General features: G+C 61.4%; 13 protein-coding genes. 11 read left to right on the top strand and 2 right to left on the bottom strand.

The genetic code is table 11. From position 1 onward, the window contains the following. The first annotated feature begins 421 nt into the window (after positions 1 to 421). From rpoE to ACOKS3_RS23475, 11 genes are all read left to right on the top strand, one after another. Complete coding sequence (gene rpoE / locus ACOKS3_RS23525) at positions 422 to 1,003, top strand: RNA polymerase sigma factor RpoE (protein WP_003252049.1); 582 nt, start codon at positions 422 to 424, stop codon at positions 1,001 to 1,003. A 31-nt stretch (positions 1,004 to 1,034) separates the two neighbouring features. Next, entirely contained in the window at positions 1,035 to 1,625 is a 591-nt protein-coding gene (locus ACOKS3_RS23520) for a sigma-E factor negative regulatory protein (protein WP_103449366.1), read from the top strand. Between the two features lie 12 nt (positions 1,626 to 1,637). Next, positions 1,638 to 2,603, top strand: coding sequence for a MucB/RseB C-terminal domain-containing protein (locus ACOKS3_RS23515; RefSeq protein ID WP_103449367.1), 966 nt, complete (start codon positions 1,638 to 1,640; stop codon positions 2,601 to 2,603). Between the two features lie 186 nt (positions 2,604 to 2,789). Further along, complete coding sequence (locus ACOKS3_RS23510; RefSeq protein WP_103449368.1) at positions 2,790 to 4,226, top strand: DegQ family serine endoprotease; 1,437 nt, start codon at positions 2,790 to 2,792, stop codon at positions 4,224 to 4,226. Positions 4,227 to 4,408: 182 nt separating this feature from the next. After that, on the top strand, positions 4,409 to 6,208 hold the full coding sequence (gene lepA, locus ACOKS3_RS23505) for a translation elongation factor 4 (RefSeq protein ID WP_060508428.1): 1,800 nt from the start codon (positions 4,409 to 4,411) through the stop codon (positions 6,206 to 6,208). 5 nt (positions 6,209 to 6,213) lie between these two features. Further along, complete coding sequence (lepB, locus tag ACOKS3_RS23500; protein WP_103449369.1) at positions 6,214 to 7,068, top strand: signal peptidase I; 855 nt, start codon at positions 6,214 to 6,216, stop codon at positions 7,066 to 7,068. 161 nt (positions 7,069 to 7,229) lie between these two features. Continuing rightward, the gene (gene rnc / locus ACOKS3_RS23495) at positions 7,230 to 7,919 is read left to right on the top strand and encodes a ribonuclease III (RefSeq protein WP_060508426.1); all 690 of its coding nucleotides are present in this window, start codon (positions 7,230 to 7,232) and stop codon (positions 7,917 to 7,919) included. Then, a complete protein-coding gene (era, locus tag ACOKS3_RS23490; protein WP_016498176.1) occupies positions 7,912 to 8,814 on the top strand; it encodes a GTPase Era in 903 nt (300 codons plus the stop codon). Before rnc ends, era begins: the two co-directional genes overlap by 8 nt. 53 nt (positions 8,815 to 8,867) lie before the next feature. After that, on the top strand, positions 8,868 to 9,551 hold the full coding sequence (recO, locus tag ACOKS3_RS23485; RefSeq protein ID WP_422764159.1) for a DNA repair protein RecO: 684 nt from the start codon (positions 8,868 to 8,870) through the stop codon (positions 9,549 to 9,551). 61 nt (positions 9,552 to 9,612) lie between these two features. Continuing rightward, the gene (gene pdxJ, locus ACOKS3_RS23480) at positions 9,613 to 10,335 is read left to right on the top strand and encodes a pyridoxine 5'-phosphate synthase (RefSeq protein ID WP_374755331.1); all 723 of its coding nucleotides are present in this window, start codon (positions 9,613 to 9,615) and stop codon (positions 10,333 to 10,335) included. A gap of 105 nt (positions 10,336 to 10,440) precedes the next feature. Continuing rightward, positions 10,441 to 11,813 (top strand): IS3 family transposase gene (locus ACOKS3_RS23475; RefSeq protein WP_422764683.1). Its coding sequence is split into 2 segments (ribosomal slippage): positions 10,441 to 10,914 and positions 10,917 to 11,813, totalling 1,371 coding nucleotides; the frame shifts between segments, so codons are not numbered across the junction. Between the two features lie 82 nt (positions 11,814 to 11,895). Here ACOKS3_RS23475 and ACOKS3_RS23470 read toward each other — a convergent pair. Next, positions 11,896 to 13,278, bottom strand: coding sequence for a heavy metal sensor histidine kinase (locus tag ACOKS3_RS23470; RefSeq protein WP_422764508.1), 1,383 nt, complete (start codon positions 13,276 to 13,278; stop codon positions 11,896 to 11,898). Continuing rightward, the gene (locus ACOKS3_RS23465) at positions 13,275 to 13,949 is read right to left on the bottom strand and encodes a heavy metal response regulator transcription factor (RefSeq protein ID WP_422764507.1); all 675 of its coding nucleotides are present in this window, start codon (positions 13,947 to 13,949) and stop codon (positions 13,275 to 13,277) included. The genes ACOKS3_RS23470 and ACOKS3_RS23465 overlap by 4 nt, the downstream gene beginning before the upstream one ends. Between the last annotated feature and the right edge of the window lie 64 nt (positions 13,950 to 14,013).

The following is a 14,013-nucleotide window of genomic DNA, read 5'->3' as shown; positions in this document are numbered from 1 at the left end:
AATCTTTGGAAAGGGCGCGGCACAATAGTCACGTGCAGATGGCAATGTGAAACTATCGTGAATGCTGGCCGGGCTGCCTTTATAGCAGCCTGCGGCAGCCAATTTCCATGCTAGTTAGGACGTTGCGTCAATCTTTGCGGGAACTTTCCGATACGGCCGGAAATCCTATGAAGGCTGTCCGCACGCCACAATTTGCCGCGGCGACGCAGGGCGGCAGCTCTATTCGGGCTGACACCTGCGTATTCGAAACCTGATTATCGACGTAGCGGGCCGTGACCGCGCAGCGTCTTCCGTGCGAGCCGACCAAGGGCCGCAGGAAACTTGCTTGGAGGGGAGAACTTTTGCGCAAAGCCCGAGTCTATGGTTGCAAGCCTGAACAAAGGCTATGGCAACGCTCCTTCGAGTTCACTGAGGAGTGTTCATGCTAACCCAGGAAGAGGATCAGCAGCTTGTCGAGCGCGTGCAGCGCGGCGACAGGCGAGCGTTCGATCTGTTGGTGCTGAAGTATCAGCACAAGATTCTAGGGTTGATCGTGCGGTTCGTTCACGACACCCACGAGGCCCAGGATGTGGCGCAGGAAGCCTTTATCAAGGCCTACCGTGCGCTTGGCAATTTCCGCGGTGACAGTGCGTTTTATACCTGGCTGTACCGCATCGCCATCAACACGGCGAAGAACTACCTGGTGTCCCGTGGAAGACGGCCACCAGACAGCGATGTGAGCTCCGAGGATGCGGAGTTTTACGACGGCGATCATGGTCTCAAGGATCTCGAGTCCCCAGAGCGCTCGTTGTTGCGGGATGAAATCGAAGGCACTGTCCATCGCACCATCCAGCAACTGCCCGAAGACCTGCGCACGGCACTGACGCTGCGTGAGTTCGACGGGTTGAGTTACGAAGACATTGCCAGTGTCATGCAATGTCCGGTGGGTACCGTGCGCTCTCGAATCTTCCGCGCTCGGGAGGCCATAGATAAAGCCCTGCAGCCGTTGTTGCAGGAAACCTGAGACAGCGGCGACAGCCGAGAGAGGAACCGCCATGAGTCGTGAAGCTTTGCAGGAATCGCTGTCCGCGGTGATGGATAACGAAGCGGACGAACTGGAATTGCGTCGCGTGTTGAACGCCGTCGACGATGCCGAAACCCGTGCCACCTGGTCGCGTTACCAGGTAGCCCGCGCAGCTATGCACAAGGAACTGCTGCTGCCCAAGCTGGATATCGCTTCGGCGGTCTCCGCCGCGTTGGCCGATGAAGCCGTGCCGGCCAAGGTCAAGCAGGGCCCGTGGCGCAGCATTGGCCGCTTGGCCGTGGCTGCCTCGGTCACTGTAGCGGTGCTGGCTGGCGTACGCATGTACAACCAGGACGAGATCACCGGCGCCGAGCTGGCTGCCCAGCAGCCTGCACAGCAAGGCCTGACCATGCCACAAAGTCAGGGCCCTGCGGTTTTGGCAGGCTATAGTGAAAGCAGTGAGCAACCGACCGGGCCTATGGCCAACGGCGTGCTGCAGAACCAGGCCGGCTGGGATCAGCGTCTGCCAGGCTATCTGCGCCAGCACGCGCAGGAATCCGCGCTCAAGGGCACTGAAACCGCCCTGCCGTATGCCCGCGCCGCCAGCCTGGAAAACCGCTAAGTAAGGAGGATCATGCGCGCGCTACCTCTCCTGTCGCTGCTGATAGGCAGCTGCATGACGGTGCCAGCGTTGGCAGCCAATTCATCGCCCGAGGCGAGTGAATGGTTGAACAAGCTGGCACAGGCCGAGCAGAAGCAGAGTTACCAGGGCTCCTTCGTCTACGAACGTAACGGCAGCTTTTCTTCCCACGATATCTGGCATCGCGTTCAGGACGGCAAGGTCAGCGAGCGGCTTCTGCAGCTCGATGGCACCGCCCAGGAAATCGTGCGCGTGAATGGCAAGGTGCAGTGCGTCAGTGGTGCCTTGGCGAGCGGTGTAAGTAACCTTCCCGATTCTGCACAGCGTTCGCTCGATCCCCTCAAGTTGATGAGCTGGTATGACCTGAGTGTGGCAGGCAAGTCACGGGTCGCTGACCGCGATGCCGTGATTGTCACGCTGACACCTCGCGATCAGCACCGCTACGCATTCGAGCTCCACCTGGACCGACGAACCGGCCTGCCGCTGCGCTCATTGATGCTCAATGACAAGGGGCAACTGCTCGAGCGCTTCCAGATGACCCGCCTGGACACCGACGGCCAGCCTACTGACAAAGACCTGCAAGCCAGTGCTGCGTGCAAGCCGGTCGAGCGGGTGGCCAGTAGCACCAGCGAGGCGGTTGCCGGTTGGCGTTCGGACTGGCTGCCGCCGGGGTTCGAGTTGATCAACAGTACGGTGCGCCGCGACCCTGAGCGCAACAGCTCGATCAGCAGCCTGATGTATGACGATGGCCTGGCCCGATTCTCGGTGTTCCTCGAACCCGTGAAGGATGATGCCGGTGCCGATGTGCGCACCCAGCTTGGCCCGACCTCGGCCGTTTCACGCCGGCTGAATACACCCAAAGGCAAGGTGCAGGTCACCGTGGTTGGCGAAATTCCGCTGGGTACGGCAGAACGTATCGCGCTGTCGATGCGTCCTCAGGATGCCCAGGCACGCCAGTGACGGCGCGCTTTTGCGGGCCGAATCAAGGGCAATGCACAGGCGAACGGACCCGCGGCTGAAATGAAATTAAAGCATTGTCATTTGCAATCCTTCGGCAAATTTTCTATAGGTCAGGCTTCTGGAAGTCTGGCCTTTCCTGCTTTGGGCAGGGCTATTTCAACTACCGCTCGTTGTGACGGGAGCCGTATGTCAATACCACGCTTGAAATCCTACCTAACGATGTTCGCCGCCGTGCTGATGCTTGGCCAGGTGCTCAGCGCCCAGGCCGATGAAGCCCTGCCGGACTTCACCACCCTGGTCGAGCAAGCCTCGCCGGCCGTGGTCAATATCAGCACCAAGCAGAAGCTGCCGGACCGCGTCGCCTCCGGGCAGATGCCGGACCTCGAAGGCCTGCCGCCGATGTTCCGCGAATTTTTCGAACGCAACATGCCGCAGCAGCCGCGTTCGCCGCGCGGCGACCGTCAACGCGAGGCCATGTCGCTGGGTTCTGGCTTCATCATTTCCAGCGATGGCTATGTTCTGACCAACAACCACGTGGTTGCCGATGCCGACGAGATCATCGTCCGCCTGTCGGACCGCAGCGAGCTGCAAGCCAAGCTGATCGGCACCGACCCGCGCACCGACGTGGCCCTGCTCAAGGTCGAGGGCAAGAACCTGCCGACCGTCAAGCTGGGTGATTCCGAGAAGCTCAAGGTTGGCGAATGGGTGCTGGCCATCGGTTCGCCGTTCGGCTTCGACCACTCGGTGACCAAAGGTATCGTAAGTGCCAAGGGGCGGACGCTGCCCAACGATACCTATGTGCCTTTCATCCAGACCGATGTGGCCATCAACCCGGGCAACTCCGGTGGCCCGCTGTTCAACATGAAAGGCGAAGTGGTAGGTATCAACTCGCAAATTTTCACCCGCTCCGGCGGCTTCATGGGCCTTTCCTTCGCCATCCCGATCGACGTCGCCCTCGACGTGTCCAATCAGCTGAAGAAAGACGGCAAGGTCAGCCGCGGCTGGCTGGGCGTGGTGATTCAGGAGGTCAACAAGGACCTGGCTGAATCGTTCGGCCTCGACAAACCGGCCGGTGCCCTGGTGGCGCAAGTACTGGAAAACGGCCCGGCAGCCAAGGGCGGCCTGCAGGTAGGTGACGTGATCCTGAGCATGAACGGCCAGCCGATCGTCATGTCGGCCGACCTGCCGCACCTGGTCGGCAGCCTGAAGGACGGCGAGAAAGCCAAGCTCGAAATCATCCGCAACGGCAAGCGCCAGACCCTGGACGTCGCCGTAGGCCCGATGCCGGATGACGATGCCGACATCGGTGCCGGTTCTGGCCCTGAAGGCGGCGCCGAGCGCAACAGCAACCGCCTGGGCGTGTCGGTATCGGACCTGACCGCCGAACAGAAGAAGACCCTGGAACTCAAGGGTGGCGTGGTCATCAAGGAAGTCCAGGACGGCCCGGCCGCGATGATCGGGCTGCGCCCGGGCGACGTGATCAGCCACCTGAACAATCAGGCGGTCGCCTCGGCCAAGCAGTTCACTGAAATCGCCAAGGACCTGCCGAAGAACCGTTCGGTGTCGATGCGCGTACTGCGCCAGGGACGTGCCAGCTTCATCACCTTCAAACTCGCCGAATAAGCGGGCTCAGGGGTAGGAAAGGGCAGCTTCGGCTGCCCTTTTTCATGAAAGTTCACAATTGCGGGGACGAATGCTGTGTACAGTCCGATAGAGGAATCTCCCATAACCCAGCAGCTTAAGGTACAATTCCCGGCTATTTTTCGGCGGGCGTCCGGCTCGCAGCCTTTTCCGAGTGTTGACCCGTGAGTGATTTGAGTCATATCCGCAATTTCTCCATCATCGCCCACATCGACCATGGCAAGTCGACGCTGGCCGACCGTTTCATTCAAATGTGCGGTGGCCTGTCGGCGCGCGAAATGGAAGCCCAGGTACTGGACTCCATGGACCTGGAGCGCGAACGCGGTATCACCATCAAGGCCCACAGCGTCACGCTCAACTACAAGGCGCAAGACGGCAAGGTCTACCAGCTGAACTTCATTGACACCCCTGGTCACGTCGACTTCACCTACGAAGTTTCGCGTTCGCTGGCGGCCTGTGAAGGTGCGCTGCTGGTGGTGGACGCCGGCCAGGGCGTCGAAGCCCAGTCCGTGGCCAACTGCTACACCGCCATCGAGCAGGGCCTGGAAGTCATGCCGGTCCTGAACAAGATGGACCTGCCCCAGGCCGATCCGGACCGCGTGAAGGACGAGATCGAGAAGATCATCGGTATCGACGCCACCGACGCCGTGGCCTGCAGCGCCAAGAGCGGCATGGGCGTGGACGAGGTGCTCGAGCGCCTGGTGCAGACCATCCCCGCGCCGGAAGGCGATATCGAGGCGCCACTGCAGGCGCTGATCATCGACTCCTGGTTCGACAACTACCTGGGCGTGGTCTCGCTGGTGCGTGTGCGCCACGGCCGCGTCAAGAAAGGCGACAAGATCCTGGTCAAGTCCACCGGCAAGGTGCACCTGGTCGACAGCGTCGGTGTCTTCACCCCGAAGCATACCCAGACTGCCGACCTGAAGGCCGGTGAAGTAGGCTTCATCATTGCCAGCATCAAGGACATTCACGGTGCGCCGGTCGGTGACACCCTGACGCTGTCCTCTACGCCAGAAGTCGAAGTGCTGGCCGGTTTCAAGAAGATTCAGCCACAGGTCTACGCCGGTCTGTTCCCGGTCAGCTCCGATGACTTCGAGGACTTCCGCGACGCCCTGCAGAAGCTCACCCTGAACGATTCGTCGCTGCAGTACATGCCGGAAAGCTCCGATGCTCTGGGCTTCGGCTTCCGTTGTGGCTTCCTCGGCATGCTGCACATGGAGATCATCCAGGAGCGCCTGGAGCGCGAATACGACCTGGACCTGATCACCACCGCGCCAAGCGTGATCTACGAGCTGGAACTGAAAACCGGCGAAACCATCATCGTCGACAACCCGTCCAAGCTGCCAGATGTATCCTCGGTGCTCGACTTCCGCGAGCCGATCGTCACCGCGACCATTCTGGTACCGCAGGAGCACTTGGGCAACGTCATCACCCTGTGCATCGAGAAGCGTGGTGTGCAGCGCGACATGCAGTTCCTCGGCAGCCAGGTGCAGGTGCGCTATGACATGCCGATGAACGAAGTGGTACTGGACTTCTTCGACCGCCTGAAGTCGACCAGCCGCGGCTATGCTTCGCTGGACTATCATTTCGATCGCTACCAGTCGGCCAACCTGGTCAAGCTGGATGTACTGATCAACGGCGACAAGGTCGATGCCCTGGCATTGATCGTGCACCGCGACAACGCGGCCTACAAAGGCCGTGCGTTGACCGAGAAGATGAAGGAGCTGATCCCTCGGCAGATGTTCGACGTGGCGATCCAGGCTGCCATTGGTGGCCAGATCATCGCGCGGACGACCGTCAAGGCGCTCAGAAAGAACGTGCTGGCCAAGTGCTACGGTGGTGACGTCAGCCGTAAGAAGAAACTGCTGGAGAAGCAGAAGGCCGGTAAAAAACGCATGAAACAGGTGGGTAACGTGGAGATTCCACAGGAAGCCTTCCTCGCCGTGCTCAGGTTGGATAGCTAGGTCCTATGTCGCTAAATTTCCCGCTGTTGCTAGTCATCGCCGTCTTCGTCTGCGGTCTGCTGGGCTTGATCGATCTGCTGTTCCTGGCCCCGCGCCGGCGGGCAGCGATCGCCAACTACCAGGGCAGCGTCACCCAACCAGAAATGGCGGTGGTCGAGCGCCTGAACAAAGAGCCGCTGCTGGTTGAGTACGGCAAGTCGTTCTTCCCGGTGCTGTTCATCGTGCTGGTGCTGCGCTCGTTCCTGGTCGAACCGTTCCAGATCCCTTCAGGGTCGATGAAACCGACCCTGGAAGTGGGCGATTTCATCCTGGTGAACAAGTTCTCCTATGGCATCCGCCTGCCGGTGATCGACAAGAAGGTCATCGAGGTGGGTGACCCGCAACGCGGCGATGTGATGGTGTTCCGCTACCCGAGCGACCCGAACGTCAACTACATCAAGCGTGTGGTCGGCCTGCCGGGCGACAAGATCAGCTACACCAACGACAAGCGGCTGTTCGTAAACGGCCAGCCGATTGCCGAGCAGTTGGTCGGCGCCGAACCCGGTACCCTGGGCAGCGCCGAGTTGTACAAGGAGAAACTCGGCGAAGCCGAACACCTGATCCGCAAGGAGATGACCCGCTATCGCATGCCACCGGACCAGCAATGGACCGTACCGGCCGGCCATTACTTCATGATGGGCGACAACCGCGACAACTCCAACGACAGCCGCTACTGGGATGACCCGAAAATCCCTAAAGAGCTGCACGGCATGGTTCCGGACCGGAACATCGTCGGCAAGGCCTTCGCGGTCTGGATGAGCTGGCCTGAGCCCAAGCTCAGCCACTTGCCCAACCTGTCGCGGGTCGGCCTGATCCATTGATACCCTTCGGCGCTGTCTTGCAGACAGCGCCGAATGCATTTCTGACATAGGCTGTGTTCTCAGGGAACGAGAGATTCGCCGCTCGCCGCGACGGACCACAGCCAAACAGTCTTTCAGGATGTTGATTTGAACAACGCGTTGAACAACCAACGGGTGGCTGCATGACTGCTTCCCTTGCCCGTCTCGAGCGCAAGCTCGGCTACACCTTCAAGGACCAGGAGCAGATGCTGCTGGCCTTGACCCACCGCAGCTATGCCGGGCGCAACAACGAGCGCCTGGAGTTCCTCGGTGACGCCATTCTCAACTTCGTCGCCGGCGAGGCGCTGTTCGAGCGCTTCCCACAGGCCCGCGAAGGCCAGCTGTCGCGTCTGCGCGCCCGCCTGGTAAAGGGCGAGACCCTGGCCCGCCTGGCCCGTGGTTTCGACCTGGGCGACTACCTGCGCCTGGGCTCGGGTGAGCTCAAGAGCGGTGGCTTCCGCCGTGAGTCGATCCTGGCCGACGCCCTCGAGGCGCTGATCGGCGCCATCTACCTGGACGCGGACATGCAGACCGCGCGCGAGCGTGTCCTCGCCTGGCTGACCGACGAGTTCGAAGGCCTGACCCTGGTCGACACCAACAAGGACCCGAAAACCCGCCTGCAGGAGTTCCTGCAATCGCGCAGCTGTGAGCTGCCGCGTTACGAAGTGGTCGACATCCAGGGCGAACCGCACTGCCGTACCTTCTTCGTCGAATGCGAAGTGGTGCTGCTGAACAACAAGAGCCGTGGCCAAGGTGTAAGTCGGCGTATCGCCGAGCAGGTCGCCGCCGCTGCTGCATTGATCGCCTTGGGCGTGGAGAATGGTAATGACTGATAACAATCCGACCCGCTGCGGTTACGTGGCCATCGTCGGCCGCCCGAACGTGGGCAAGTCGACCTTGCTCAATCACATCCTCGGCCAGAAGCTGGCGATCACCTCGCGCAAGCCGCAAACCACCCGCCACAACATGCTCGGTATCAAGACCGAGGGTGACGTGCAGGCGATCTACGTTGACACCCCGGGCATGCACAAGGCCAACGACAAGGCCTTGAACCGCTACATGAACCGCAACGCCTCGGCGGCCCTGAAGGACGTCGACGTGGTGATCTTCGTCGTCGACCGTACCAAGTGGACCGACGAGGACCAACTGGTGCTGGAGCGCGTGCAGTACGTGACCGGCCCACTGATCATTGCGGTCAACAAGACCGACCGCATGGAAGAGAAGGCCGAGTTGATCCCGCACCTGCAATGGCTGCAGGAGCAACTGCCGAACGCTGAAGTGATGCCGATTTCCGCGCAGCAGGGCCACAACCTGGAAGCGCTGGAAGCCCAGATCGCCAAGCACCTGCCGGAAAACGACCACTTCTTCCCGGAAGACCAGATCACCGACCGCAGCAGCCGTTTCCTCGCCGCCGAACTGGTGCGCGAGAAGATCATGCGCCAGCTGGGTGCCGAGCTGCCGTACCAGATCACCGTGGAAATCGAAGAGTTCAAGCAGCAGGGCCACGTGCTGCACATCCATGCACTGATCCTGGTCGAGCGTGATGGCCAGAAGAAGATCATCATCGGTGACAAGGGCGAGCGCATCAAACGCATTGGCTCTGAAGCACGCAAGGACATGGAAGTGCTGTTCGACTCCAAAGTCATGCTCAACCTCTGGGTCAAGGTCAAGGGCGGCTGGTCAGACGACGAACGCGCCCTGCGTTCGCTGGGCTACGGCGACCTGTAAGCCTTGCCGGGCCCTCTTCTAGGAGCGGGCCCTGCCTGCGACTGAGTTATCTTATGGAACAGCCAGTCGGCCAGCCGGCCTACGTCCTGCACAGCCGCGCCTACAAGGAAACCAGTGCTCTGGTGGACTTCTTCACCCCGCAGGGCCGCCTGCGTGCGGTGCTGCGGCGTGCGCGCGGCAAGGGTGGCAGCCTGGTGCGGCCGTTCGTTCCGCTGGAAGTGGAGTTGTTCGGTAAAGGTGAGCTGAAGAACGTCAGGCGCCTGGACAGTGTGGGTATTGCAGCATGGCTGCATGGCGACGCGCTGTTCAGCGGCCTATACCTCAACGAACTGCTGATGCGCCTGCTCCCCGCCGAGGCGCCGCAGCCCGAACTGTTCGAGCACTACGCCCTGACCCTGCAGGCCTTGGTCGCGGGAAGGCCTTTGGAACCCCTGTTGCGCTCCTTCGAGTGGCGGCTGCTTGAGGACCTGGGCTACACCTTTTCACTCAGCCACGACGTCAACGACGACCCGATCGAAGCGGACGGACTGTACCGCCTGCGGGTCGATGCCGGCCTCGAACGCGTGTACCTGGCCCAACCTGGTCTGTTCAACGGCACCGAGCTGCTGGCCCTGGCCCTGGCCGACTGGGATGCCCCCGGCGCCTTGCTGGCGGCCAAGCGCCTGATGCGCCAGGCACTGGCAGTACACCTGGGGCCAAAACCGCTGGTCAGCCGGGAACTGTTTCGCAAGCGCTGAGCACGTCGTATGCTGTGTGGCTCAAACTTCAGGAGAGCCTTTCGTGACTCACAGCAACCGCATGCTTCTTGGCGTCAACATCGACCACGTGGCGACCCTGCGCCAGGCCCGCGGCACCCGCTACCCGGACCCGGTCAAGGCTGCGCTGGATGCCGAGGAAGCGGGCGCCGACGGTATTACCGTGCACCTGCGTGAAGACCGCCGGCATATCCAGGAGCGCGACGTGCTGGTGCTCAAGGACGTTCTGCAGACGCGCATGAACTTCGAAATGGGCATCACCGAAGAGATGATGGCCTTTGCCGAAAAGATCCGCCCGGCGCATATCTGCCTGGTCCCCGAGACCCGCCAGGAGCTGACCACCGAGGGTGGCCTGGACGTGGCCGGCCAGGAGGCGCGGATCAAGGCGGCGGTCGAGCGCCTGTCGCGTACCGGTGCTGAAGTGTCGCTGTTCATCGATGCCGACGAGCGGCAGATCGAGGCTTCGCGCCGTGTCGGCGCCCCAGCCGTCGAGCTGCACACCGGGCGTTATGCCGATGCCGAAACACCGACCGAAGTGGCCGAGGAGCTGCAACGCATCGTCGATGGCGTGGCGTTTGGCGTGGGCCAGGGGCTGATCGTCAATGCCGGGCATGGTCTGCATTACCACAACGTCGAGGCGGTTGCGGCGATCAAGGGCATCAATGAACTGAACATCGGCCATGCGCTGGTGGCGCATGCGCTGTTCGTCGGCTTCAAGGCTGCCGTGGCCGAGATGAAGGCGCTGATCGTCGCGGCTTCGCGATGACCTAGTGGTACCTGTACCGGCCCTTTCGCGGGGCAAGCCCGCTCCTACAGGGGTGAACTGCGCCCCTGATGTTGGACAAAAAATCCAACCTCAGGGGCGTTTTACGTGAGCAAGCACACCAAGCAGTTCAAACTTTCAGCCATCCATGCCTTTCTGCAGCGAGGCATTGGCTATCGCACCATCGCATCTGAGTTGCAGATGGATCCCTCCTTGCTTCGGCGCTGGGTCGCGAGCTATCGCATCCATGGCGAGGCTAGCCTCTGCGGACAAACACGGACTTTCAGCCCTGAGTTCAAGCTTTCGGTGCTTGAGCGGATGTGGCGCGACAAGCTATCGCTGCGCCAGACGGCAGCCGTTTTCAATATGAGCCACTCCAGCCAGATAGGCATATGGGAATCGCAGTACTACAGTGGCGGCATCAAAGCCCTGACAGCAAAGAGCAAAGGTCCGCGCAGTCTCATGCCTAAACCACCTGTTCCACCCGCCAACACCCCACCTGTAGCCGATGAAGATCTCTCGCACGCCGAGTTGCTGGCCAAGCTGCGCCATGCCGAGATGGAGATCGCCTATCTAAAAAAGTTAAAAGAGCTGCGCGAGGAGAAGGCGAGGCAGAAGAAGGCCGAGAAGAAAAAGTCCTGATCATCTCGGCCTTGCGTAACCGATTCCCCCTCAACAACCTGCTCAAGTTGGCTGGGCTGGCGCGCAGTACGTACTACTACCAACTCAAGGTGATGGCTGCAGGTGACAAGCTGGCCCCGTTAAAGGCTCATATCTGTGAGACCCAGGGGCGGCATAAGGGGCGCTATGGCTATCGACGCATGACTGCAGCGCTGCGCAACATTGGCCAAATAGTAAACAGTAAAGTTGTGCGCCGGCTGATGGGTGAACTCGACCTCAAATGCACGGTGCGCGTGAAAAAGTACAAGTCCTATCGCGGTCAGCCCGGACGCATTGCGCCCAACACAATGGAGCGCGATTTCACGGCAGCAGAGCCCAACGAGAAATGGGTAACAGACGTGACCGAGTTCAAGGTGGCGGGTGAGAAACTGTACCTATCGCCGATATTGGACCTGTTTAGCGGGGAGATCGTGGCGCATCAGATCGATACTTCGCCGCACTATCCTCTGGTCGGCCAGATGCTGGAGCAGGCGCTTGCGAAGCTACCGGAAGGAGCCAAGCCGATGCTGCATTCCGACCAGGGCTGGCAGTATCAATACTACGCCTACCGGAATCGACTCGAAGAAAAGGGGCTGGAGCAGAGCATGTCGCGCAAAGGCAACTGCCTGGACAATGCACGAATGGAGAGTTTTTTCGGCACACTGAAGATAGAGATGTACCATGGTCAGCGCTTCGCCAGCATCGCAGAGCTGAGGGCGGCAATCGATGAATACATCAACTACTACAACCATGATCGAATCAAGATGGGGCTGGGCGGCCTGACTCCCGTGGCATACAGGAGTCAGGCTGCAGCAGCCTAATCACAGACTGTCCAACAAATGGGGCGCAGTTCACCTCTGTAGGAGCGGGCTTGCCCCGCGAAAGGGCCGGTACAGGCAACCTTCATTCAGCCTGAAACACCAAGGTAAACCGGGTCGGCCCTGAAAGGTTACTGCTGACCTCGACCCGCCCCCCATGCAACTGCATGATCGACTTCACGATCGCCAACCCCAACCCCGTCCCACCCTCCAGCCGTGAACGCCCCGACCCTACCCGGTAAAAGCGCTCGAACAGTTGCGGCCAATGTTCTTCGGCAATCCCCGGCCCCTGATTCTCCACCCACATCAGCACTTCGCTGCCCTGACGCTCGATGCCCAGCTTCACTGCCTGCCCCTGAGGGCAATGCCGTATGGCATTGCTCAACAGGTTCGACAGCGCCCGCTGGAACATCAAGCGGTCCGCCAGCGCCGTCCCCCAGCCCTGCAAGCGCAGCTCGATACCCTTCAGCTCGGCACTGAAGGCAAACAACTCGCTTACCTGCGCAGCTTCCTCCGCCAATGCCAGTGGCTTGAGCGCCACCTGCGCCTGTGGTTGGCTGACCTGGGCAAGGAACAGCATGTCGTTGATGATGCGATTGAGCCGGGTCAGCTCCTCGACGCTGTCTTCCAGCACTTCCCGGTAGTTCGCGCTATCACGCTCGCGGGCCAGGGTGACCTGGGCCTTGCCCATCAGGTTGCCCAGCGGGGTACGCAGTTCATGGGCCAGGTCGTCGGAGAACTGCGACAGCTGGCGCACACCCTGGTCCAGGCGGTCGAGCATCACATTGATACTGCGCGCCAGCTCTGCCAGCTCCAGTGGTAACCCGGTGGCGGGCAGGCGGTGTTGCAGGTCCTGGGTGGAAACCTGCCCAGCGATGCGGCGGAAGTGGCGCAGTGGCTTCAGGCCGCGCTGCATCAGCCACCAGGCGCCCGCGCCGATCAGCAGCAACAGCACGGGCAGGGCCAGCAGGGTGGAGTGCAGATAGGCCTGAAGCAGGGCATGGTCGTCGGCGCGGTTGAGCGACATCATCACCCGCACCGGGGTGTCGTCACGCAGGCGCATCTGCCGGGTCACGGTGAGGATCTGGTTGCCGCTGCTGTCGCGCCATTCGTGGTAGTTCAGCCGTGCATCGGTAGGCAATTCGCCAACCCGGGACTCCAGCGCAGGGCCGAGACTGAGCAGGTGCGGATGGCGGCCCTCAAGGGCCAGTACGCTCAGGCTGAGGTTGTCGTGGCCCATCACCAGGTCGAGCAATGGATGGGCGCGGTTGCCCAGGTCCTCACTGCGCAAGTCGACCCGCAAGTTGTGCTCCACCTGCAACATCTTGCGCGCCAGGTCCTTGCGGGCACGGCTGTCCAGTTCGTGGTCGAGGGCGAACACCGCCAGGCAGGCGAGCAGCAAGACCAGGGCGGCGCCCATCAGGGTCATGCTCAGGCCCAGGCGCAGCGACAGGCTGGCCTGCTTCAAACGCGGGCCTCGAGGACATAACCGACGCCGCGCAGGGTATGGATCAGCTTGTCGTCAAACGGGTCGTCGATCTTTGCCCGCAGGCGGCGGATCGAGACTTCGACGACATTGGTGTCGCAATCGAAATTCATGTCCCACACCAGCGAGATGATCTGCGTGCGCGACAGCACCTCGCCGCTCTGGCGCATCAGCAGGTGGAGCAGGGCGAATTCCTTGGCGGTCAGGTCGATGCGCTTGCCGGCACGGTAGGCGCGGTGGCGGCTGGGGTCCAGCTCCAGGTCGGCGACGCGCAGGGTGCTCGGTTGCAGTTGCTGGTCGTTGCGGCGCAGCAGGCTGCGAATACGGGCCAGCAACTCGGGGAATTCGAATGGTTTGAGCAGGTAGTCGTCAGCGCCCAGGTCCAGGCCTTTGACCCGGTCTGACAGGCGACCATGGGCGGTCAGCATCATGATCCGCGTGGCCGACTCGGCGCGCAGGCGCTGCAGCACCGCCCAGCCGTCCAGTTCGGGCAGGTTGACGTCGAGGATGATCAGGTCGTAAGGCTGCTGGCGCGCCAGGTGCAAGCCATCGATGCCGGTGTGGGCGCAGTCGGCCACGTAGCCGTTCTCGCGCAGGCCTTGTTGCAGGTAGTCGGCGGTACGCGGTTCGTCCTCGATAATCAGTAGGCGCATGGGCGGGCTCGGTAGGCTGGAAGGAGCAGGATTCTCAAGCCTGTAGGGGCTTCAGGGTCAAGCG

The sequence above is a fragment of the Pseudomonas sp. HS6-2 genome (assembly GCF_049325675.2).
Taxonomy (GTDB): domain Bacteria; phylum Pseudomonadota; class Gammaproteobacteria; order Pseudomonadales; family Pseudomonadaceae; genus Aquipseudomonas; species Aquipseudomonas putida_N.
This window is presented reverse-complemented; position numbering and strand designations above follow the sequence as displayed.

Excerpts from the sequence above, each read along its gene's own strand:
- era (WP_016498176.1), top strand. The coding sequence starts at position 7,912 with ATGACTGATAACAATCCGACCCGCTGCGGTTACGTGGCCATCGTCGGC.
- rnc (WP_060508426.1), top strand. The coding sequence starts at position 7,230 with ATGACTGCTTCCCTTGCCCGTCTCGAGCGCAAGCTCGGCTACACCTTC.
- ACOKS3_RS23515 (WP_103449367.1), top strand. The coding sequence starts at position 1,638 with ATGCGCGCGCTACCTCTCCTGTCGCTGCTGATAGGCAGCTGCATGACG.
- rpoE (WP_003252049.1), top strand. The coding sequence starts at position 422 with ATGCTAACCCAGGAAGAGGATCAGCAGCTTGTCGAGCGCGTGCAGCGC.
- ACOKS3_RS23520 (WP_103449366.1), top strand. The coding sequence starts at position 1,035 with ATGAGTCGTGAAGCTTTGCAGGAATCGCTGTCCGCGGTGATGGATAAC.
- lepB (WP_103449369.1), top strand. The coding sequence starts at position 6,214 with ATGTCGCTAAATTTCCCGCTGTTGCTAGTCATCGCCGTCTTCGTCTGC.
- recO (WP_422764159.1), top strand. The coding sequence starts at position 8,868 with ATGGAACAGCCAGTCGGCCAGCCGGCCTACGTCCTGCACAGCCGCGCC.
- ACOKS3_RS23465 (WP_422764507.1), bottom strand. The coding sequence starts at position 13,949 with ATGCGCCTACTGATTATCGAGGACGAACCGCGTACCGCCGACTACCTG.
- pdxJ (WP_374755331.1), top strand. The coding sequence starts at position 9,613 with ATGCTTCTTGGCGTCAACATCGACCACGTGGCGACCCTGCGCCAGGCC.
- ACOKS3_RS23510 (WP_103449368.1), top strand. The coding sequence starts at position 2,790 with ATGTCAATACCACGCTTGAAATCCTACCTAACGATGTTCGCCGCCGTG.